This is a genomic window from Rhodoferax sp. GW821-FHT02C08 (genome assembly GCF_059421805.1).
The window spans coordinates 19,907-41,360 of record NZ_JBWKVR010000031.1 but is presented as its reverse complement, the minus strand read 5'-3'; the positions used below and the strand labels follow the sequence as shown (position 1 = coordinate 41,360).

The following is a 21,454-nucleotide window of genomic DNA, read 5'->3' as shown; positions in this document are numbered from 1 at the left end:
GCTATGAAAATCCATCAACAGCCCGCCCCTCTCCCGCTGACCGGCGCCATCCTGGCACTGGGCATAGGCCTGGGCTGGGGCCTGGCCGGCACGGTCTATGCGGAAAGCTTTACCTCCTCCGCGTCCAGCGCGGCATCCACCTCCAGCGCCAGCATCTCGAACTCGCTGGACGGCTCCAGCGATAGCTCGTCGCACAAGGAGAAAACCGCCGCTGGCGACTACCGCATCACCGAGGTGGCACAGGCCCCGGGCGGCAATGGCCTGCTCCGGGTGAAGATGCGCACCGACGCATCGGAGCAGACACTGGCACTGAACCTGCCAGAGGCCGTCTTCCAGGCGCAAGCGCTGCAGGTCGGCGACGTGGTCCGCGTGGAACGCCCAGCCTATGGCTTTGCGTTCGCCCGCGCCGACGCGCACGAGCCGTTCTACCTGGTGCTGGCCGACGACTGGCACGGCGAGCTGGCTGCACGCCCCGTGACGCAGCTGTGACGCCATCCGCTTGGGCGGCCATTGCACTGGCCGCCGCAGCAGGGCTGTGGATGCCCGCTGCACAGGCGGCCTCCGGCGCTTCCACGGCATCGCGGTTCTGCGACCGCACCGCCGCGCTCACCGCCGCAGAGCAGGACCGGCTGCTGCGCTTCAGCGCCGTGGTGCGCGATGCGCTGTCTAACCTGGGTGTGGGCAGTGGTGGCAGCGGCATGGGCGACGATGCTGGCGCCGTGCTGATCAGCCGCTCGGGGCTGAACCTGTCGCAATTCCAGATCCGCTATTCGCATGCCGCGGTGGCCTGGAAGGGCCAGGGCGGTAGCTGGACCGTGCGGCAGCTCTACTACGCCTGCGACGAGAGCCGCCCCCGTATCTACGACCAGGGCCTAGCCGGCTTTGTGGTGGGCACGGACAACCCGGCGCGCGGCTATATCTCGATGGTGACGCTACCGCCGGCGGCCGCCGCCCAGCTCAAACAGGCCGCGCTGGACGACGGCCGTGCGCTGGGCCTGCTGGCCAGCCACTACAGCGCCAGCGCCTATGCCTACGGGCTGCGCTACCAGAACTGCAACCAGTGGCTGGTGGAGCTGCTGGCCGCCGCTTGGGGCGATCTGCCCCAGGGCGACAAGCTGCGCGGCCGCGCCCAGCGTTGGCTGGCCGAGGCGCATTACGCGCCAGAGCCGGTACGCGTCACACACTGGCAAATGTTTGCAGCCAACTTCATACCCCTGCTGCATGTGGACGACCACCCGGCAGACGACCGCTACGCGCTGGCGCTGCAGATCAGCCTGCCCGCATCGGTGGAGAACTTTGTGCACCAACGCCTGCCAGACAGCCAGCGCGTGGAGATTTGCCACGACGGCCAGAACGCCGTGGTGCACCGCGGCTGGACGGCCGCCGCGCCAGACTGTGTGGCCATGCCAGGCGACCGCATCGTGCCGCTACGGCCGTAGCGGCACGATGCAGGACTAGCTGGCGGCCACCGGCGGCAGCATCATGTGCAGCAGCTTGCGCAGGGTTTCCTTGGCCTTGTGCGACTCGCTCTCGGCAATCTCCCCGCCAAACACCATCTGCATGATGGCGGCATACAGCACCGGCGCCATGGCGAAGCCGAAGTAGTCGCTCAGCGGCGTCTTGCGCAGCTGGCCTGCGGCCACATACGCGTCAATGTGTTGCTGCTGCTCGACCTTGGTAGGAACGATAGTCTGCTCGTACCAGCGGTTGGCCAGGGCCGGGATGCGGTGGCTCTCGGCAATCAGCAGGCGCATGATGGCCATGGACTGCGGCGTCAGCCCGCCGAACAACTCGTCCACATAGGTGTCTATCGAGGCCTGCATGTCCTGGCCCGGCTGCATAGGTCTCCAGATACTGTTGGTGGGCACCAGCAGGACCTTGAGAAGGGATTCGAAGATTTCGTCCTTATTGGCAAAGTGCACGTACAGATTGGCCTTGGACGTGCCGGCGCGCGCGGCAATCTTGGAAATGCTGGCCGCCGTGAAGCCCAGCGCGCCGAACTCGACCAACGCCGCATCCAGTATCTGCTGGCGGCGCACCTCGGGCATCAGACGTACACGCTTGGGCTTGGCGGGCAGGTCTGCCGCGGCGGTGGGCGGCAGATCGGGGGCTTGTCTCTGGGTCATCCGTTCTGGTTCCTGGTCAGATGCGGCCTGCTAATGACCGATCTATCAGTAGCACTGTAACATTTGCCAGATGATGGACCCGAGAGATGGGCCATTTTGCTATTAAATAAAGAGCTATTAGCGCAGAATATATCTGCTCAAACAGCCTTTTTCATACCTGGCCACAGGCGAACCACCAACGCCGCGCTAGCCGCCACGGCCGCCAAGCCGCACACGCCCTGCCAGCCGTACTGGCCCAGGGCCAGGCTGCCCAGCCAGGCGCCGCTGGCCATGCCGATAAACATGCTGCTCATCAGCACCGCGTTCAGGCGGCTGCGGGCAGCGGGCTCCAGGCTGTAGACGATGGTCTGGTGGGCGATCAAGCTGGCTTGCACGCCCAGGTCGAACACCACCGCACCAGCGGCAATCAGCCACAACGGGCCGCTGCCACCGATTTCGCCAACGGCCATGGCCAGGAAGGACGCCACCACCAGGGCCGCACCCAAACGCGTCACCACCTCGGGGCCCTTGCGGTCGGCCACCCGGCCGGCAAGCGGCGCGGCCAGCGCACCAGCCGCACCGGCCAGGCCAAAAGCCCCGGCGGCGGCGCTGCCCAGATGGAAGGGCGCGGCATGCAACATCACAGCCAGCGTGGACCAGAAGGCACTAAAAGCCACGCTCAGCAGGCCCTGAGCCAGAGCAGCCCGGCGCAGCGGCGTGTAACGCTGCAGCAAGGTGAACAGGCTGGCCATCAGCGCCAGGTAGGACAGCTGCGTGGTTGCCTTGAAACGCGGCAAGCCGCGCCAAACGGCCACACCCAGCAGCGCGATGCTGGTCGCCGCCACCACGAACATGCCGCGCCAGCCCGCGTGCTCGGCCACAAAGCCGGACACCACGCGCGACAACAGAATGCCCATCAGCAGCCCGGTCATCACCGTGCCCACGGTTTTACCGCGGTGCGCCTCGGGTGCCAGCGTGGCGGCGGCGGGCACGATGTCCTGCGCCAGGGTGGCCGACAGGCCGATCACCAGGCTGGCCACCAGCAGCAGCTGGATGTTGGGCGCGGCGGCGGCCAGCAGCAGGGCCAGGGTCAGCACCGCTGCCTTGCCCAGGATGATGCGGCGCCGGTCGAAGCGGTCGCCCAGGGGCGCCAGCAGCAGCAGGCCCAGGGCGTAGCCCAGCTGGGTCAGCGTGGGCACCAGGCCGATGGCACCGGGGCTGGCGTTGAACTCGCCGCCCAGCACGCCCAGCATTGGCTGGCTGTAGTACAGCGCGGCAGCGGCCAAGCCGGCACCAGCGGCCAGCAGCAGCACCAGTGCGCCGGGCATGGCGGCCGGTTGGTTATGCGTTAAAACGGTAGAAGACATCGTGGAAACCCTTGCTTTTGCAGAATGCCGCAAGTGTCCCGGAATGCACTGCCTCTGGGAACGCCCATGCTGGGCAGAATTGTTATACGCTCTACGTATGAAGACAGCCCCCGATCGGATTGAATTGATGCAAACCTTTGTGCGCATCGTGGAGGCCGGCAGCCTGTCTGCCGCCGCCGCGCAAATGGGAGCCACCCAGCCCACGGTGAGCCGCCGGCTGCAGACGCTGGAGCGTTCGCTGGGCATCAAGCTGCTGCAGCGCTCCACCCACGCCATGCAACTGACCGAAGACGGCGCACGCTGCTTTGACCGCGCCAAGGAGCTGCTGGGCCGCTGGGAGGCCTTCGAGTCCGACCTGCGCGGCAGCCACGACCTGCCCGAGGGCACGCTGCGCGTGATGGCGCCGCACGCCTTTGGCCAGCGGCAGCTGATCGCGCCGCTGGCCCAGTACCTGCGCCAGTACCCGCGCGTGGCGGTGGAGTGGCTGCTGCACGACGGCACGCCCAACTTCATCTCCGACGGCATTGACTGCGCCATCCATGTCGGCACGGTGGAAGACCCGGCCGTAGTGGCGGTGAAGATGGCCGAGATCCCACGCATCGTGGTGGCCGCGCCCTCGGTACTGGGCAATGACCCACTGCCTCGCCACGCATCCGACCTGGCCGCCCTGCCCTGGCTGGCCCTGCGCACCTTCTACCGCAACGACATCACGCTGCAGCACAGCAGCGGCGAGCAACTGCGCCTGCCGCTGCAGCCGCGCATCAGCACCGACAGCCTGTTTGCCATGCGCAACGCCGCGCTGATGGGCCTGGGCGTCTGCGTGGCATCTGCCTGGGCGGTGGCCGACGACGTCAAAGCCGGCCGGCTGCTGCACCTGCTACCGGACTGGCACGCGGCCCCGCTGCCCATGTATTTGCTATACCCCTACGCCCAGTTCTACCCGGCCAAGCTGCGCCGCTTTTCCGAGATCGTGCGCGCCGATCTGCTGCAAGGCCTGGAGCGGGTGGTCTAGCCGACATACCGCAAATTAGGGAAGGGCACAGGTGGGCCCAGCGCGGAACCCCGCTAATCTCGCAAACTTATCCACCCAAAGGCCGACCATGCAATTCACCGATGCCGTGCGCACCTAGTAAGCGATAAACGGACCACAAAACCATGTCGAAAATCGAAAAATTGTGCGACGCATACGAGAAATTTGGCCAAGCAATCGCCACTATTCCAAATGACGAGTCAAAGGCGCTGTCTCGTATGTGCTTGGGTGTGCGAGAGTTCGTTTCAGGGGCGCGTCAGGGGACCCCGAAACCGACCCCGTCACAGGTCGCGGCAGGCCTAGAACAAGGATGGCGCGAAACGCCGGAGTCAATTCAGCGTGTCGCTCAAGAGTGGCGGGCCACAGTTTCCAAAGCATGGCACGACGCAACGTTGCTGGCCTATCCCGAGTTTTTAACCACCGAACAGCAGCGCCTGCAAAAGGTGCTTGAGCGCGGGAAAATTCGGACTGAGGCCGAGTTCTATCGCATACGCCACGAGGTAGATCTACTCGAAGGGCGTCCAGGCGCCCATGACGAGTTACAGCGCATGTATTCTTTGATAGACATTTACGAGAAGCGGTAGCTCCCTCGCGACAGGCCGCTTCAGGCCACAGCTGTGTGAATACGCCGGACGCGCAGGCTTTAGAGGGCCCTTGGTTCCTTAATACATCCGAGAAAACGCAGCCTACGCCCCGGCCGCGTAAAACCCCAAAAACATATCCACGCAATCCGCCAGCACACGCTGCTGCTGCGCGGCTTCCAGCGGGGGTTGACCCAGGGCCAGTTGGGGCCAGAAGGCGAAGGACTTGACCATGCCTTGCAGCTGGTCGGCGGCGTACTGCGGGTCTACGTCGGCGCGCAGCCGCTGGTCGAGCTGGGCGGCGCGTATCCAGGTGACCAGGCCTTCTTCCTTCTCGGCCAGGCGGGCCACCATGGCCTGGGCGCGCTGGGGCGACTGCATCATTTCGGCGATGGCGACCCGCGACAGGTCCAGAAAGCTGCTGTCGTTGAGCAGGCGCATCTTCTGCTCCAGGCAGTCCAGCAGCTGCGTGCGCAGCGCCTTCTGCGGGTTGTAGGCCACGGCCAGCAGGCCCTGGGCGCGCTGCCACAGCTGGGTGAGGATGGCGGCGAACAGCTCGTCCTTGCTCGGGAAATGGTTGTAGACCGTGCGCTTGGACACCTCGGCCACGGCGGCCACGCGGTCCATGCTGGTGCCGGCAAAACCATGGGCGCGGAATTCGCTGATGGCGGCCTGCAGTATGGCCTCGCGCTTGCGGTGCGTGAGCAGGGTGGGTGAGGACGGTTCAGACAACATATACAAATTTTACACTGTGTAGTTTACTTTTTTATCAATTGCACTACACTGTGCAGTGTACTTTTCACGTCGACCCATGAAGCTCCGTTCTTCCTGGATTGGTATTGCCCTTATCTGCTTGATCGCCATGGCCTACACCCTCTGCCCGCCCGCCCAGCCCTCCCCCGCCTACACCGCGTCGCCGCAATTCAGCAACGGCAAATTCCGCAACCCGGTGCCACGCCACGCTATCGGCACCTGGAAAGCGCTGACCCTGCTGTGGCGCTTCATGGTGGACAAGCCCGCACTGGCCTCCCCCGCCCAGCCGCTACCGGTGCAGGCACTGACCCAGGCCGAGCTGCTGGCCGCGCCGGACAAAAGCCTGTGGCGCTTCGGCCATTCGACCATGCTGCTGAAGATGGACGGCAAGTTCTGGCTGACCGACCCGGTGTTTGCCGAACGTGCCTCGCCGCTGCAGTTCATCGGCCCCAAGCGCTTCCACGCACCGCCCATGGGCATTGCCGACCTGCCGCCGATCACCGGCGTGATCCTGTCGCACGACCACTACGACCACCTGGACCGCACGGCCATCCTGCAACTGGCGCCCAAGGTGGCGCACTTCATCACGCCGCTGGGCGTGGGCGACCGACTGATCGCCTGGGGCGTGCCGGCGGCCAAGGTGCAGCAGCTCGACTGGTGGCAGGGCACAAAAGTGGGCGGCATGCGCCTGGTGGCCACGCCGGCCCAGCATTACTCGGGCCGTGGTCTGTCGGACGGCAGCAGCACGCTGTGGGCATCCTGGGTGCTGATGACGGCCGATACCCGCGTGTTCTTCAGCGGCGACACCGGCTACTTCGACGGCTTCAAGAAGATCGGCGAGCGCTTTGGCCCGTTTGACCTGACCATGATCGAAACCGGTGCCTACGGCGATGAATGGCCCGACGTGCATATGCAGCCCGAAGAAAGCCTGCAGGCCCACATCGACGTGCAAGGCCGGCACCTGATGCCCATCCACAACGGCACTTTCGACCTGGCGCTGCATGTCTGGACCGAGCCGTTCGAGCGCATCAGCGCACTGGCCGCCGCCGCCCAGGTGCCGGTGGTAGCCCCGCGCATGGGCGAGCGGCTAGACCTGCAGGCACCCGCGCCGTCCACCCACTGGTGGCGTACAGCGGGCGCGTGAAGTACTCTTATTTTGATAGCTACTGGCGCAGGTAAATCCTGCGCCAGAGGCCTATTTCTTATACGTTCTCACACAAACTCACAGAGGTAAAGTCCTGGTGAACAGGGCGCAAAGCAGTCGGCCTGGCGGCGCTGCGGCACGTTGGAAGAGCAAGTCCACTTCTGACCACCAGCAATGCAACGACCCCAACTGCTCCGCCCCACCGTACTCGCCCTGGCCACCCTCGCGGTGGCTGGCTGCGTGGTGCAAGCCCCGCCGCAACGGGTCTACGTCAGCCCCCCACCGCCACCCGTGGCCTATGCGCCAGCCCCCGCCCCTGCCGCGCCGGTGGTCAGCGTCTATGTGGAGCCGCCCCTGTACCAGCCCGCGCCCGTGGTGATCGCCTCGGCACCGCCGCCCATGCTGGTCGAGCCGCCACCGCCCATGCCGTTTGCCGGCGCGGTCTGGATCGGCGGCTACTGGGCCTGGCAGGACCGCTGGGTCTGGGCCACCGGGCGCTGGGCACCGCCGCCGCAGCCCGAATACCACTGGGTCCACCCCTACTACGAGAACCGCGACGGCGTGGTGGTCTTCATCACCGGCCACTGGGCGCCGCCCGGCGCGGTGTTTGTACCGCCGCCCCCCACACTGAGCCTGAACGTAGCCATCAACATCGGCGGACCGCGGCCGCAGGGGCCGTCCGGCGTGTTCGTGCCCGCGCCCCCCGGCTCGCGCCTGGGCCTGATCATCCCGGCCCCGATAGGTACGCCGCCGGCCGTGGTGGTGGGCGCACCGCCCGTGACGCATGTGGGCATGCACATCCAGAGCCAGGTGAACAGCAACAACACCACGAATACCGTCAACAACAACACGGTGAACAACACGGTCAATAACGCGCAGCGCATCACCAATGTCACCAACATCACGAACGTGACCATCGTGGCCCCGCCCGGCGCTACCGCCAACGGCCAGGCCTTCGAATCCCACGTGCCGGCCCTGGCCCACCTGGCCGCCGCCCAGGCCCCCGTGGTCCGCATGCCGGCGCCGCCACCCGCCGCCAAGCCCCCGCCACCAGCCGCCGCGGCAGAACACCCGCCCGGCCAGCCGGCGCCGGCCCGTGCCGCCACCAACCTGCCGAACGTCGAAGCCACGCCGCCGCAACACTTCCTGCCCATGCCAGCCGCCCAGCCCCCGGCCAGCGCGGCACGACCCAATGAAGCCGAGCGGCGCCCCATGGAAATGCCCAGACCGGCAGAAGCCATGAAGCCCGTGGCACCGCCACCTCCTCCCCCTCCGCCCCCGCAGGCCGAGGCCGCGCAGGAGAAGGCGCGTGCCCAGCAGCAACAGCAAGCAGAGCAGCGCCAGATGCAGATGGAACAGCAACAAAAGCATCAGATGCAAATGCAGATGGAGCAACAACACCAGATGCAGATGCAACAACAGCAAATGCAAAAGGCGCAGCAGGAAAGAGCAGCCCAGGAAGCCGCCCGCCGCGCCGAAGGCCAGAAGCACGGCGTAGATGAAAAAGCCCGCGCCGCCAAGGAAAAAGAGAAGAAAAAGCTGGAAGAAGGCGAAGCCAAGCCATGAGGCCTGCAGCGTCCGCTCAGGCAAATGCTATGCATTAGATAGCTGCCAGTGCAGATAAAACCTGCGCTGGCAGCCAAAATGGCTTCACGAACCAGCATCTTTGCAATTTGTCTAATTCTGGATAAACTATCCAGATGACAAAATCCACGCCCGAGCAGCAGCACCTGCTGGCCCAGATGCAGCAGGTGGCCCAGGGCCTGGCCGCCACCTTTGCGCCGTTTTGCGAGGTGGTGCTGCACGACCTGCGCACGCCCAGCCACTCCATCCTGGCGATCCACAACAACCTGTCCGGCCGTCAGGTGGGCGACCCGACCACCGAACTCGGGCTGGCCCGCATTGCCGACCCCGGCTACCCGCAAGTCATCAGCAACTACGCCAACCAGTTTGCCGATGGCCGCCAGGCCAAGAGCACCTCCATCGGCATCAAGGACAGCAGCGGCCAATACATCGCCGCGCTGTGCATGAATGTGGACCTGACGCAGATCCGCAGCGTGCAGCATGTGCTGGGCCAGTTCGGCAGCGTGGACGCCACCAAGGCGCCCAAGGAGTCACTGGACCCGGCCGGCGCCGACGCCATCCGCAGCCGTATCGACGCGTTCGCCGCCCGCCTGTCCACCACGCCGCGCGCGCTGAAAGCCGAAGAGCGCCGCTCGCTACTGCGCGAGCTGAAAGACGCCGGCTACATGGACATCCGCCGCGCCATGGAGACCGTGGCGCTGCACCTGGGCGTGTCGCGTGCCACCGTGTACAGCTATGCCAAATAAGCCCGCCATAGCCACCATGGCCGCCACCAAAACCACCGAATTGCTGCTGCTGGACAGCCACCAAGTAGGGGCTCTGCTGGAGTTGGCGCCGGTGCTGGACGCGGTGCACCAAGCCTTTGCGCTGCACAGCCGGCGCGAGGGCCGCGTGTTCCCCCTGGTGCGCGAGCGCCTGCACACCGGCGGCGTGTTCGGCATCAAGTCTGGCGACATCGCCGCGCAGAACGTGCTGGGCTTCAAGGCTGCCGGCTTCTGGCCCGGCAACCGTGCGCTGGCCAGCGAGCTGCACCAGGCGACCATTCTGATGATCGACCCCGCCACCGGCCGCCCGCTGTGCCTGGTAGACGGCAACGCCGTGACCACCCTGCGCACCGGTGCAGCCGGTGGCATGGGTCTGCAGCTGCTGGCTCGGCCCGACAGCCAAAGCTTGTGCCTGTTCGGCACGGGTGTGCAGGGCCGCATCCAGCTGGACTATGCCCTGCTGCTCCTGCCCCAGCTGCAGCAGGTGCGCTACGCCACATCGAACGGCGAGCGCAATGCCGCCTTCGAAGCCCGCTACCGCACGCGCTGCGACCTGGTTCACGCGCGCGACGTGAACGCCGCAGTGGCCGCCAGCGACGTGGTCATCACCGCCACCACCGGCGGCGGCGCATTGTTCGACCTGGCGGCGGTGCAGCCCGGCACCCACTTCAGTTGCATAGGCAGCGACACCCGTGGCAAGCGCGAGCTGCCAGACGGCCTGCTGCCGCGCGCACGCCTGTTTGTGGATGACCAGGCCCAGGCCAGCACCCTGGGCGAACTGCAGTGGGCGCCCGCCACACCCTGCACCGAGATTGGCGACCTGTTAACCGGCCAGGCGCAGTTCACGCGCCAGCCCGGCGACATCACCGTCTTCGATTCCACCGGCATCGCCCTGCAGGACCTGACCGTGGCCCAACTGCTGCAGCAGCGCGCCACGGCCACGCAGGCCGGCACACGCATCCACTGGCCCTGGTAAGCCTTCACCTGCCTCACAGACCATGCAAAACCTTCCTACCTTTGTCGATGTCTCCGCCGCCGCCCAACGCCTGGCCGGCCATGCCCACCGCACACCCGTGCTGCGCTCGCGCACGGCCGATGCCGAGCTGGGCGCACAACTGTTTTTCAAATGCGAAAACCTGCAGCGCATGGGCGCCTTCAAGTTCCGTGGCGCCTTCAATGCGCTGTCGAAGTTCGACGCGCAACAGCGCCGCGCCGGCGTGGTGGCGTTCTCGTCCGGCAACCACGCACAGGCGATTGCCTTGTCCGCCCAGCTGCTGGGCATGCCGGCCACCATCGTGATGCCGCAGGACGCACCCGCCGCCAAGGTCGCCGCCACCAAGGGCTACGGTGGCAAGGTGGTGCTATATGACCGCTACACCGAAGACCGCGAACAGATCGGCCGCCAGCTTGCCGAGCAGCACGGCCTGACCCTGATACCGCCCTACGACCACCCAGACGTGATTGCCGGCCAAGGCACGGCGGCGCTGGAATTGTTCGAAGAGACCGGCCCGCTAGACGCGCTATTTGTCTGCCTGGGCGGCGGCGGCCTGCTGTCGGGCTCGGCCCTGACGGCGCGTGCACTGGCGCCGCAATGCAAGGTCTATGGCGTGGAGCCCGAAGCCGGCAACGACGGCCAGCAGTCGTTTCACAGTGGCAGCATCGTGCACATAGACACACCTAAAACCATTGCCGACGGCGCACAGACGCAGCACCTGGGCAACTACACCTTCCCGCTGATCCGCCGCGATGTGGACGACATCCACACCGTCAGCGATGCCGAGCTGGTGGCCGGCATGCGCTTCTTCGCCGAGCGCATGAAGCTGGTGGTCGAACCCACCGGCTGCCTGGGCTTTGCCGCCGCACGCAAACTGAAGACCCAGCTGCAGGGCCAGCGCGTGGGCATCATCATCAGCGGCGGCAACGTGGACCTGGACCGCTTCGCCGCACTGATGGCGGGGTAGGCACTCAAGACACAGCAACAGACAGCGGCGTCAACGGCCAATGGCCGAGCCGCAGCCCCTTTCGCCCCATGATGTGCTGACGCCATATAGAACTTTCGGCGTTGCCAAATACTTCACACCACGTGTTTTCTGAAATATTGTATGATATGCATCATGCGAAATTCGAAACACAACGTCAGATCAGCGGCCAAGGAAGCCTCTCACGAGCGCATCGTGTCCGCCGCCGCGCGGGCCATCCGCCGTAGCGGCTATGACGGCACCGGTGTCGCCGACATCATGAAGGAGGCGGGCCTGACCCATGGCGCCTTCTACGCCCATTTCCCCTCGCGCGAAGCCATGCTGGCCGAAGCCGCAGATCGGGCCTGTGCGGAATCCGCCGCTATAGCAAGCAACGTCGTCTCCAATGTGCCGCCCGAGCAGGCCTTGGCGTCCATGCTGCACGCCTATCTGTCCCCAGAGCACCTACAGCAAATCGAGCTGGGCTGCCCGCTGGCCGCACTGGGCTCGGAGACGCCACGCCAGGCCCCCGAAGTCCGCCGGGTGACTACCCGGCACGTCAAGGCCATGGTCGATCTGGCCGCCCGCCAGTCGCCCGACTGGGGACAGCCCGCTGCGCACGAGCGTGCGCTGGTGACCATCGCCACCATGGTTGGCACCCTGCTGTTGGCCCGTGCGGTGGACGAACCCGCGCTGTCCGACAACCTGTGCGCGGCCGCATTGAAACACCTGCTCCCTGCCTGAAGCCGCTGGAACACGCTGGCTTTTCGCACGCCTAAAAATATGACGATCATCATACGTAAATCACGACCTGAAGGATACACAGCATGAAAACCAGTTTTCGCGGCGTAGCGATGGTGTCCGCAGCCATATTCCTCACCCTGGCACTGACCTGGATACTCGCGCCGGACGTGCTGCCATCCAGCTGGGGCGTTGATCTTGCCAACCAGGCAAATCTGGTGGGACGTAGGTCGGCGGCTCTGTATGCGGGCTTGGGTGTCATGTTCTTGCTGGCACGCAATGCCGCGCCGTCGCCAGCCCGCACGGCCATGCTGAGGGGTGCATTCGTCACCTGTCTGCTGCTTGCAGCGCTGGGCACCGCGGAGCTTGTCAACAACCATGCGCGGCCCGACATCCTGGCGGCGGTCGCCATCGACACCGTACTCGCTGTAGCGCTTCTACATGCCGCCCGTACCAGGTAATTCACCACCCATCACCGAACAAAGAACACACCTTGCAGCGCAGGCTGACAGGACCGTTTACCCCGCTGGATTCACCAGCAACAAGGAAAACCATGAAAGCATTCATTCTTGAGAGATACAGCAAACAGCGCACATTGCGGGCCGCAGACATGCCCGAGCCAACGCTGCGCGACGACGAGGTCCTGGTGCAGGTACATGCCGCCGGCGTGAATCTGATCGACTCGAAGATCCGCGACGGTGAGTTCAAGCTCATCCTGCCCTATAAGCTGCCCCTGATCCTGGGCCACGATGTGGCCGGGGTGGTTGTCAAGGTCGGCCCGCGCGTGCGGCAGTTCAAGCCGGGCGACGAGGTCTATGCGCGGCCGGATGATTTCCGGATCGGCACATTCGCCGAGTTTGTCCCGGTCAAGGAAGCATCTCTGGCGCTCAAACCCAAGAACCTCACCATGGAGGAAGCCGCCTCCATTCCCCTGGTGGCTTTGACGGTATGGCAGGCTCTGGTCGAAAGGGCCCAGCTGAAGAAGGGGCAGAAGGTCTTCATCCAGGCCGGCTCCGGCGGGGTCGGCACGTTCGCCATCCAGTTGGCGAAGCATCTGGGCGCCACCGTCGCCACGACAACCAGCGCGGGCAATGTCGCACTGGTGAAGAGCCTCGGCGCAGACGTGGTCGTGGACTACAAGACACAGGATTTCGAAGATGTCTTGAAAGACTACGACGTGGTGCTGAACAGCCAGGACGGTAAGACGCTGGAAAAGTCCCTGCGCGTGCTCAAGGCCGGCGGCAAACTCATCTCCATCTCCGGGCCACCGGACCCGGCATTCGGCCAAGAGATCAGCGCCCCCGGGTTCGTGCGGCTGGTCATGCGCATGCTGAGCGCGGGCATACGCCGCAGGGCCAAGAGCCGGGGCGTGGACTACTCGTTCCTCTTCATGAAGGCGAACGGCAGCCAGCTGCGGCAGATTAGCCAGCTCATCGATGCGGGCGTCATCCGCCCCGTGGTCGACAAGGTGTTCCCGTTCGCACAAACCAACGAGGCCCTGGCCTACGTCGCAGCAGGCCGCGCCAAAGGCAAGGTCGTCGTCAAGGTCAAGTCTGTCTGATTTCCCTCATTTTTGGAGCTTGCTATGAAGATCGAGAATTCTGTTGTCCTCGTCACGGGTGCCAATCGCGGCATCGGCCTGGCATTTGCACGTGAACTGCTGGCCCGAGGCGCCCGCAAGGTCTATGCGGCCGCGCGTGACCCCTCCACCGTGACCCAGCCCGGTGTTCAAGCCCTGCGGCTCGACGTCAATAATTTGCAAGATGTGGCCGCCGCCGCAGCGCTGGCATCGGACGTCACGCTGGTGATCAACAACGCAGGTATTGCCCAACCCGGAGGTTTTCTTGACGCCGATAGCGAAGACGTCGCACGGCGCATCTTCGAGACCAACTTCTTCGCCGTCTTGCGCATGAGCAAGGCCTTCGCGCCCATCCTCAAGGCCAATGGCGGCGGTGCCTTGCTCAACGTCTTGTCCGTTGCCTCCTGGGTCAACGGTGGCGACTTGGCTGCCTACTCGGCCAGCAAGTCTGCAGCCTGGTCACTCACCAATGCACTGCGCAACGAACTTGCGGTGCAGAAGACCCAGGTGCTGGGCCTGCACATGGCCTACGTTGATACCGACCTTACGCGCGGGTTCGATGTGCCGAAATCCAGCCCGGAGGCAATCGTTCAGCGCGCGCTGGACGGACTCGAATCGGGCCTCGACGAGGTACTGGCCGACGAACTCACCCAGCAGGTCAAGCAGGGGATGACGGCAGCCAGGCCCAGCTACCTGCCACAGAGCGCGTGAGATCGATTCAATCCCTCCGTCAACGATCCATTCCCGAATGACCCTTATCGCCCCCCAAGGGGCGCAGACCTCGTGCTCAAAACGACATGGCGTGGCTGCCAACACAGCCGCCCCTGTCAAGCAGACTTCAACCTGGAACATCCGCCAATGCGCAATCCATTAAAAGCAATCGCCCTGACCGTCGCATTGATCGTACCGCTCGCCTCACAGGCGGCGACAGCGGGTGACAGCCAGCCTGACCCAGCCCAGACCCGCCAAACGGCAGCGTCGCAAGCGGCGGGAATCACCTGGGCCCAGGTGCCAACGAAAACGCTCTCCGCTGGAGGCGTGGACTTCGCCTACCGCGAACTCGGACAGCACAATGGCGGGACGCCGGTGGTGCTTCTGAACCACCTGGCCGCGGTACTGGACAACTGGGACCCACGGGTCGTGGATGGCCTGGCTGCAAAACACCACGTGGTCGTGTTCGACAACCGTGGCGTCGGCGCGTCCACCGGCTCGCCCGCAAATTCGATGGAGCAAATGGCGGACGATGCCATCACCTTCATCAAAGGGATGGGCTTCACACAAGTGGACCTCTTTGGCTTTTCCATGGGTGGAATGATTTCCCAGGAAATTGTGCTTAAGGATCCACAACTCGTTCGCAAGATGATTCTGGCCGGGACGGGGCCCGCCGGTGGTGAAGGTATCAGCACGGTCGCTGGCGTCGCAAACTACGACCTGCTCCGCGCAACGTTCACGGGCCAAGACCCGAAGCAGTACTTGTTCTTCACCCGCACACCCCATGGCATTGAGGCTGGCAAGGCGTTCCTCGAGCGCTTGAAGGAGCGTTCACAGGGGCGTGACAAAGAGATCGCCGTCGGTGCTTATGTAGCGCAGTTGCAGGCATTGAGCGCATGGGGCCAAAAGAAGCCCGTGGACCTCTCCGTGATCAAGCAACCGGTTCTCGTCGTCAACGGTGACGAGGACCGGATGGTCCCGACACCCAATTCGCACGACCTGGCGCGGCGCCTGCCGAACAGCACCCTCGTCATCTATCCCGATGCCGGTCATGGCGGAGTGTTTCAACACAACGCCGACTTTGTACCCAAGGCGCTCGACTTCCTCGTGCGCTAGCGAACTGGGCCTGGCTTGTCGCGGCCAAGCCCAACCATTCACCCCCGCTTCACTGCTTCCAAGATCAAAGGACCACCATGCTTTTCGAACCTCTCATTGCTGCTTCGCTTCAACTCGCCAACCGCACCGTCATGGCTCCCATGACGCGCAACCGCGCCGTCGATGCCAATACACCGAATGCCTTGATGGCAGAGTACTACGGTCAGCGTGCCACGGCTGGCCTGATCATCACCGAGGGCACCTCGCCCTCTCCCAACGGACTGGGCTACGCACGCATACCTGGGCTCTTCAATGATGCCCAGGTGCGCGGATGGAAAGCAATCACCGATACGGTCCATGCCAAGGGTGGCAAGATCTTCGTACAACTCATGCATACCGGCCGCGTGAGCCAGACTGCCAATCTGCCAGCGGGCGCGGGTGTACTCGGGTCGACGGCAGACGTGTGCCCTGGCGAGATATACACAGACGCGCAGGGCATGCTGCCACACAGCATGCCCCGGGCGATGACCGAAGCCGACATTGCCCACACCGTGGAGGAGTACGCCCAGTCTGCCCGACTCGCTATCGAAGCGGGATTCGACGGGATCTAACTGCATGCAGCAAATGGCTATCTGATCGAGCAGTTCCTGAACGCGAATGTGAACCAGCGCAGCGACGCCTATGGCGGCAGCATCGCCCACCGCAATCGCTTTGCACTGGAAGTAGCCCGCGCCACGGTGGCCGCCATCGGTGCCGACCGCGTCGGCATCCGGTTATCGCCCTACGGCGTGTTCAACAACATGGGTGCCTACCCTGAGTTGGAAACCCAGTACCTGGAACTGACCCAGGAACTCTCGAAGTTGGGCCTGCTGTACCTCCATGTGCTAGACCACTCGGCGCTCGGTGCACCGCCGGTGCCGGCTGAGTTGAAATCGCGTCTTCGTGCTGCGTTTCGGGGCTTGTTCATCCTAGCCGGTGGTTTCGATCTTGCCGGAGCGGAGGTGGCACTCCAGGCAGGCCAGGCAGATCTCATCGCCTTCGCCCGCCCGTTCATCGCCAACCCCGATCTGGTGCAACGTATGCAGGCCAATGCAGCGCTGAACGCCGTAGACATGGAGACGTTCTACACGCCAGGCCCCAAGGGCTATACCGATTACCCAAGCCTTGCCAACGCAGGTACCCGCAAGGACTGACGAGGCCGCCTGCACCTCCACATAGATTCACCCAACCCAGAGAGTAAACACATGACCACCCCTTCCACCGTCCTTATCACCGGCGCCTCTTCCGGCATCGGCGCCACCTATGCCGAGCGCTTTGCACAACGCGGCCACAACCTCGTACTGGTTGCCCGCGACAAAGCACGTCTGGATACGCTCGCAACCCGCCTGCGCCAGGCGCATGGCGTCACCGTCGATATCCTGCAGGCCGACCTCATACAGACCGCCGACCTGGCCACGGTTGAAGCACGTTTGCGCGATGACGCCCGGATCGGCATCCTCATCAACAATGCCGGGGCCACCCAGTCCGGCAGCTTTATCGACCAGGCGACCGACGACGTTGGCCGCATCGTCGCGCTCAACACCACCGCACTGGTTCGACTCGCCAGCGCCATCGCGCCGCGGCTTGCGCAGGCCGGCAATGGCGCAATCGTCAATATCGGCTCCGTGGTGGGACTGGCGCCGGAATTCGGCATGTCGGTTTACGGTGCCACCAAAGCCTTCGTGTTATTCCTGTCGCAAGGACTGAGTCTGGAACTCCTGCCCAAGGGGGTGTATATCCAGGCCGTACTGCCGGCGGCAACCCGCACGGAAATCTGGGGGCGTGCAGGCATCGACGTGAATACCCTGCCCGAGGTGATGGAAGTGGGCGAGTTGGTTGATGCCGCACTGATTGGCTTCGATCGCCGAGAGCCGGTGACGATCCCGCCACTGCAGGACGCCGCACGCTGGGATGCCCTGGACGCCGCACGGCAAGCACTACTGGCGGACATCCGTCAGGCACATGCGGCGGAGCGTTACCAGGTTGCCTCGTAGGCCCAACGGGAATAAGGCTACAACAGGACTTTTATGAAAAAAGATAAAACTGTGGCGCTCGTGACGGGCGCCTCATCAGGCATCGGTGAAGCCACGGCCATCAAGCTGTTGGCAGCAGGCTACACGGTCTACGGCACCAGCCGACGCGGAGCTCAATCGGGTCAGCGGCCTTTTCCGATGCTGGCGCTTGACGTCACCGACGACGCCTCTGTCGCAGCTGCCGTCAGCGAGTTGCAAAGGCTGGAAGGGCAGATTGATGTGCTGGTCAACAATGCCGGTTCCGGGATCACGGGCGCTGCCGAAGAATGCTCGATCGCGCAAGTCCACGCTCTGTTCGAAACCAACTACCACGGCGTCGTCCGAGTGACCAATGCGGTCCTGCCCATCATGCGTGGACAGAGACGTGGGCGCATCCTCAATGTGGGCTCCGGGCTGGGCTTTATTCCTGCACCGTACAGCGCCCATTACTCGGCGACCAAACATGCGCTGGAGGGCTATTCCGAGGCGCTGGACCATGAGGTACGCGAGTTTGGCGTGCGTGTCGCAGTCATAGAACCCGGTGCCACCCGGACATCCTTTGAAGCCAGCACGGTCCTCGCCGATACGCCGCTCGCCGCCTACAACGCAAGCCGCGCAAAGTATCTTGTCGCGTTTGAGCGCGCCATGGCCATAGCAGATACCGCTGAAAGCGTGGCCGAAACCATCGTCCTCGCGGCGCGCGATCAAACTCCGCACCTGCGCTACCCCTCTGGCAAGTCTGCTCGGCAGGGTGCATTTGCCCGGCGTTTTCTGCCACGCTCCCTGTTCGATAAGGTGCTGCACAAGCAGTTCGGCTTGGCCTAGTGGCCCCCTGCACGCACAGGCGTTGCGGGCAAAGGCTGGAGCCCGCCATGTGCGGGCTCTTCTTTGAACATGTCTTACGCCAGCACCTGCACCACCAGCCACACATTGGCCGCGCTGATGATGGCAAACAAGGCCCAGGCCAGCAGCTTCAGCAATGGTCCATTGGCGTGGCGGCCCATCAGCGCGCGGCTGCTGGTGAAGCGGATCAGCGGCCACATGGCAAAGGGCAGCTGGAAGCTCAGCACCACCTGGCTGAGCACCAGCATCTTGCCGATGGCGTCCTCGCCCAGCCACCAGACGCCGATGAAGGCCGGCACCAGGGCCAGCACCCGCGTCAACAGGCGGCGCTGCCAGCACGGTATCTTCAGGTCCAGAAAGCCCTCCATCACGATCTGGCCAGCGATGGTGCCGGTGAAAGTGGAGCTTTGGCCCGAGGCCAGCAAGGCGATCGCAAACAGGCTGGCGGCCAGGGCGCTGCCCACCACCGGTTCGATCAGATGGTAGGCATCGGCAATGTCGGTCACGCTGCGGTGGCCGTTGCTGTTGAAGGCGCTGGCCGCCAGCACCATGATGGCGGCGTTGACCAGCAAGGCCAATGACAGGGACACCAGGGTGTCCAGCGTGGTGAAGCGCAACGCATCGCGCAGGCCCGCCTCGGAGGCATGGACCCGGCGCGTCTGCACGATGCTGGTGTGCAGGTACAGGTTGTGCGGCATCACCGTGGCGCCGACGATGCCAATCGCCAGGTACAGCGCGCCGGGTTGCTGCAGCCGCTCCAGGCTGGGCACAAAACCGATGGCCACGCCCAGCCAATTGGGCTGGGCCATGGCCAGCTCGACCATGAAGCAGCCGGCGATGGTCAGCACCAGGCCCAGCACAATGGCCTCCACGCGCCTGAAGCCCGCGCCCTGCAAGCCCAGCACCAGCACGGTGTCCAACGCGGTGATGCCAATGCCCACCGGCACCGACACGCCGAACAGCAGATGCAAGGCCAGCGCGCTGCCCAGCACTTCGGCCAGGTCGCGGGCCACGATGGCCAGCTCGGCGCCCAGCCACAGGAAGCGGTTCACACCTGGCCAATACTGCTCGCGGCACAGGCGCGCCAGGTCTTTTTGCGTCACCAGGCCCAGGCGCACGCACAGGGTTTGCAGCAGCATGGCCGCCAGGCTGGCCAGCAGCACCACGAACAGCAGTCCGTAGCCAAAGCGGGAGCCGGATTCAATGTCCGTCGCCCAGTTGCCGGGGTCCATATAGCCCACCGACACCAGCAGCCCGGGCCCGGCGTAACGCAGCAGCTTTTTGTGCAGGGGCAGCCCCATGGCGTCGCCCACCGAGCCTTTGACTTCCGACGGACAAAAGGGAGCGGTGGCGGTGCGGGGCAGTGAAAACATGCGACCCAGTATAGGGTGGTGGGCAGCAAAGTATGATGCGAAATTGCTATGCTTGTGATAGCTGTCTGCGCAGATCCTACCTGCGCTAGAGCCTTATTTTCTTTAAAGCTTACAAGGCCCGCACGGGCAGGCAGATCTGGCAGGAGAACACGCCCGTCGCGGGGTCGTGATAGCTGCCGACAGGGTAGTACTCGAAGAACGGCCGCGCGTCGGCCTGCATGCCGCTGGCGGGCAGCCAGTCGCGCAGCATCTCGCTCCAGGCCAGGCCGATCTGTACGCCTGTACCACGGAACTCGCCCAACGCGTAGCGCCCACCGGGCAGTTCCGCCACGCTGACCGGGCTGCGGCCTACAAAGTCGTCGGGCACCTGCACGCAGGCGTCGTAACGGCACTGGGCCGGCGGGGTGACGTGGGGGTCGTCGCGGCCTATGCCGTAGCAGGCCGCGCCATCCAGCCCCTGGGCGCTACGCCAGGGCATGAACTGCTCGGCCCAGAAGCGGCTGATAGTGGCGCCGTAAGGGCCAATGTGGCGCATATAGGCAATACGGGTAGGGGGCAGGGTGGCGATGCTGACGTGCATGAGAGGCTCCAGGTTGTTGAGACCTTGATGGTTCCCAGAAACACGGTGGGCCGCCTGATCCGGCTTGCGCTGGGCCTGATCCAGATTGCGGTCTTGCTGGCGGCGCACATGGGCCAACTCGTCCGCCCAGCGTTGCGGTGTGGCCGCGCGCCAGGCGCTGGGCGTGCAGCCAAAGCGCAGCTTGAAGGCCCGCGCAAAGGCCTCGCCCGAGCCAAAGCCCACGGCCAGCGCAATCTGCAGCACCGGTGCCTGCGGCAGGCGGGCCAGTTGCAGCGCACCCACCTCCAGTCGGCGCCGGCGCAGGTAGTCGCCCAGGGTCTCGCCCATCCAGGCGGCAAACACGCGGTGGAAATGGAAGGCGGAGAAGTGCGCAATATCGGCCAGGCCCGCCAGGTCCAGCGGGGTATCGAGGTGCCGGTCGATGTGGTCCAGCACCCGGTTCATGCGCTGGGTGTACTCGGCAACATGGCTGCGCGGCGAAAGGGGCAAGGACATGGTGGCGCAGTGTAGCGCTATTGAATTGCTAGCTGCAGACGCACGCAACATGTGCGCCAGCGACCTGTTTTCTTTATAGCGCTTGGTTCAACAAAAAGTCACATCTGCGATTGCGCAAACAGCTCTTGAAACTACGCCAACGGCCAATATTTGAGAAGTATGGCGCCACCACAGGGGTGTCGCCACCACCAGTAAGAAAGGAGCAATCCCATGAATGCATTGGTTAACCGCGGCAGCTTGTTCGATGAATTCTTTCGCGACGTGGTGCCCAGTTTGTACGTCCGTCCCCTGCATGGCGACCCGTTGCCCTCGCCCGCCCAGATCAAGCTGGACGTGCACGAGACCGACGGCGCCTATACCGTCAACGCCGAAGTGCCCGGCGTGCGCAAGGAGGACATCCAGGTGTCCCTGGAAGGCAGCACGGTCACGCTGCGCGCCGAGGTAAAGCAGGAGGACCGTGAAGCCCACGGCGAAAAACTGCTGCGCAGCGAACGCTACTACGGCGCGGTGGCGCGCAGCTTCCAGCTGCCGCAAGAGGTAGACCCGGGCCAGGCCAAAGCCAAGTACGACAACGGCATGCTGACCCTGACCCTGCCCAAGAAAGCGGCCACCAGCTCGCAGCGTCTGGCCATCGACTGATGGGCGCGTGCACAGGCAGCTCTTGGAAGGAATTCTGAGACCTGCCTGTGTATTCCTGGGG

Annotated in this window: 22 protein-coding genes and 1 pseudogene; 18 read left to right on the top strand and 5 right to left on the bottom strand. The window is 64.5% G+C overall.

The window, feature by feature from the left end:
• The first annotated feature begins 3 nt into the window (after positions 1-3).
• Positions 4-489 carry a hypothetical protein gene (locus tag AC07VY_RS24370; protein ID WP_495099767.1) on the top strand — a complete coding sequence of 162 codons (486 nt, stop codon included), beginning with the start codon at positions 4-6 and terminating at the stop codon, positions 487-489.
• Positions 486-1,439 carry a DUF2145 domain-containing protein gene (locus tag AC07VY_RS24365; RefSeq protein WP_495099766.1) on the top strand — a complete coding sequence of 318 codons (954 nt, stop codon included), beginning with the start codon at positions 486-488 and terminating at the stop codon, positions 1,437-1,439. The genes AC07VY_RS24370 and AC07VY_RS24365 overlap by 4 nt, the downstream gene beginning before the upstream one ends.
• A gap of 15 nt (positions 1,440-1,454) precedes the next feature.
• Here AC07VY_RS24365 and AC07VY_RS24360 read toward each other — a convergent pair whose 3' ends face one another.
• Together AC07VY_RS24360 and AC07VY_RS24355 are read right to left on the bottom strand one after the other, a co-directional pair.
• On the bottom strand, positions 1,455-2,126 hold the full coding sequence (locus AC07VY_RS24360) for a TetR/AcrR family transcriptional regulator (RefSeq protein ID WP_495099765.1): 672 nt from the start codon (positions 2,124-2,126) through the stop codon (positions 1,455-1,457).
• Positions 2,127-2,263: 137 nt separating this feature from the next.
• Positions 2,264-3,472, bottom strand: coding sequence for an MFS transporter (locus AC07VY_RS24355; protein ID WP_495099764.1), 1,209 nt, complete (start codon positions 3,470-3,472; stop codon positions 2,264-2,266).
• 97 nt (positions 3,473-3,569) lie between these two features.
• Between AC07VY_RS24355 and AC07VY_RS24350 the strand changes: the two genes are divergently transcribed.
• Together AC07VY_RS24350 and AC07VY_RS24345 are read left to right on the top strand one after the other, a co-directional pair.
• On the top strand, positions 3,570-4,484 hold the full coding sequence (locus tag AC07VY_RS24350; protein WP_495099763.1) for a LysR family transcriptional regulator: 915 nt from the start codon (positions 3,570-3,572) through the stop codon (positions 4,482-4,484).
• 143 nt (positions 4,485-4,627) lie between these two features.
• Positions 4,628-5,086, top strand: a complete 459-nt coding sequence (locus tag AC07VY_RS24345) for a hypothetical protein (RefSeq protein WP_495099762.1) — start codon at positions 4,628-4,630, stop codon at positions 5,084-5,086.
• A 102-nt stretch (positions 5,087-5,188) separates the two neighbouring features.
• Here the strand turns inward: AC07VY_RS24345 and AC07VY_RS24340 are convergent, their stop codons facing one another.
• Positions 5,189-5,818 carry a TetR/AcrR family transcriptional regulator gene (locus AC07VY_RS24340; RefSeq protein ID WP_495099761.1) on the bottom strand — a complete coding sequence of 210 codons (630 nt, stop codon included), beginning with the start codon at positions 5,816-5,818 and terminating at the stop codon, positions 5,189-5,191.
• Positions 5,819-5,894: 76 nt separating this feature from the next.
• On the opposite strand from AC07VY_RS24340, the gene AC07VY_RS24335 reads away from it, so the two are divergent.
• The 13 genes and pseudogenes from AC07VY_RS24335 to AC07VY_RS24275 all read left to right on the top strand — a co-directional run bounded on the left by AC07VY_RS24335 (position 5,895) and on the right by AC07VY_RS24275 (position 18,288).
• Complete coding sequence (locus AC07VY_RS24335; protein WP_495099760.1) at positions 5,895-6,980, top strand: MBL fold metallo-hydrolase; 1,086 nt, start codon at positions 5,895-5,897, stop codon at positions 6,978-6,980.
• Positions 6,981-7,154: 174 nt separating this feature from the next.
• The gene (locus AC07VY_RS24330; RefSeq protein WP_495099759.1) at positions 7,155-8,546 is read left to right on the top strand and encodes a YXWGXW repeat-containing protein; all 1,392 of its coding nucleotides are present in this window, start codon (positions 7,155-7,157) and stop codon (positions 8,544-8,546) included.
• Between the two features lie 134 nt (positions 8,547-8,680).
• Positions 8,681-9,310, top strand: a complete 630-nt coding sequence (locus tag AC07VY_RS24325; RefSeq protein ID WP_495099758.1) for a helix-turn-helix transcriptional regulator — start codon at positions 8,681-8,683, stop codon at positions 9,308-9,310.
• A 16-nt stretch (positions 9,311-9,326) separates the two neighbouring features.
• Complete coding sequence (locus AC07VY_RS24320) at positions 9,327-10,304, top strand: ornithine cyclodeaminase family protein (RefSeq protein WP_495099757.1); 978 nt, start codon at positions 9,327-9,329, stop codon at positions 10,302-10,304.
• A 22-nt stretch (positions 10,305-10,326) separates the two neighbouring features.
• Positions 10,327-11,289 (top strand): threo-3-hydroxy-L-aspartate ammonia-lyase, encoded by a 963-nt coding sequence (locus tag AC07VY_RS24315; protein ID WP_495099756.1) that lies wholly within the window; start codon positions 10,327-10,329, stop codon positions 11,287-11,289.
• A 141-nt stretch (positions 11,290-11,430) separates the two neighbouring features.
• Positions 11,431-12,030, top strand: coding sequence for a TetR/AcrR family transcriptional regulator (locus AC07VY_RS24310; RefSeq protein WP_495099755.1), 600 nt, complete (start codon positions 11,431-11,433; stop codon positions 12,028-12,030).
• Positions 12,031-12,113: 83 nt separating this feature from the next.
• Positions 12,114-12,488, top strand: coding sequence for a hypothetical protein (locus AC07VY_RS24305; RefSeq protein ID WP_495099754.1), 375 nt, complete (start codon positions 12,114-12,116; stop codon positions 12,486-12,488).
• A 92-nt stretch (positions 12,489-12,580) separates the two neighbouring features.
• On the top strand, positions 12,581-13,588 hold the full coding sequence (locus AC07VY_RS24300) for an NADP-dependent oxidoreductase (RefSeq protein ID WP_495099753.1): 1,008 nt from the start codon (positions 12,581-12,583) through the stop codon (positions 13,586-13,588).
• A 24-nt stretch (positions 13,589-13,612) separates the two neighbouring features.
• Entirely contained in the window at positions 13,613-14,317 is a 705-nt protein-coding gene (locus tag AC07VY_RS24295) for an SDR family oxidoreductase (RefSeq protein ID WP_495099752.1), read from the top strand.
• Between the two features lie 147 nt (positions 14,318-14,464).
• Positions 14,465-15,433, top strand: a complete 969-nt coding sequence (locus AC07VY_RS24290; protein ID WP_495099751.1) for an alpha/beta fold hydrolase — start codon at positions 14,465-14,467, stop codon at positions 15,431-15,433.
• Between the two features lie 77 nt (positions 15,434-15,510).
• A pseudogene (locus AC07VY_RS24285) lies at positions 15,511-16,605 on the top strand (alkene reductase).
• A gap of 51 nt (positions 16,606-16,656) precedes the next feature.
• Positions 16,657-17,445, top strand: coding sequence for an SDR family NAD(P)-dependent oxidoreductase (locus AC07VY_RS24280; protein ID WP_495099750.1), 789 nt, complete (start codon positions 16,657-16,659; stop codon positions 17,443-17,445).
• 33 nt (positions 17,446-17,478) lie between these two features.
• Positions 17,479-18,288 (top strand): oxidoreductase, encoded by an 810-nt coding sequence (locus AC07VY_RS24275; protein WP_495099749.1) that lies wholly within the window; start codon positions 17,479-17,481, stop codon positions 18,286-18,288.
• A gap of 74 nt (positions 18,289-18,362) precedes the next feature.
• On the opposite strand, the gene AC07VY_RS24270 is transcribed toward AC07VY_RS24275, so the two are convergent.
• Together AC07VY_RS24270 and AC07VY_RS24265 are read right to left on the bottom strand one after the other, a co-directional pair.
• On the bottom strand, positions 18,363-19,679 hold the full coding sequence (locus AC07VY_RS24270; protein WP_495099748.1) for an Nramp family divalent metal transporter: 1,317 nt from the start codon (positions 19,677-19,679) through the stop codon (positions 18,363-18,365).
• A gap of 109 nt (positions 19,680-19,788) precedes the next feature.
• Positions 19,789-20,754 (bottom strand): AraC family transcriptional regulator, encoded by a 966-nt coding sequence (locus AC07VY_RS24265; protein ID WP_495099747.1) that lies wholly within the window; start codon positions 20,752-20,754, stop codon positions 19,789-19,791.
• A 210-nt stretch (positions 20,755-20,964) separates the two neighbouring features.
• Here AC07VY_RS24265 and AC07VY_RS24260 point away from each other — a divergent pair, with 210 nt between their 5' ends.
• On the top strand, positions 20,965-21,393 hold the full coding sequence (locus tag AC07VY_RS24260; protein WP_495099746.1) for an Hsp20/alpha crystallin family protein: 429 nt from the start codon (positions 20,965-20,967) through the stop codon (positions 21,391-21,393).
• Positions 21,394-21,454: the final 61 nt, after the last annotated feature.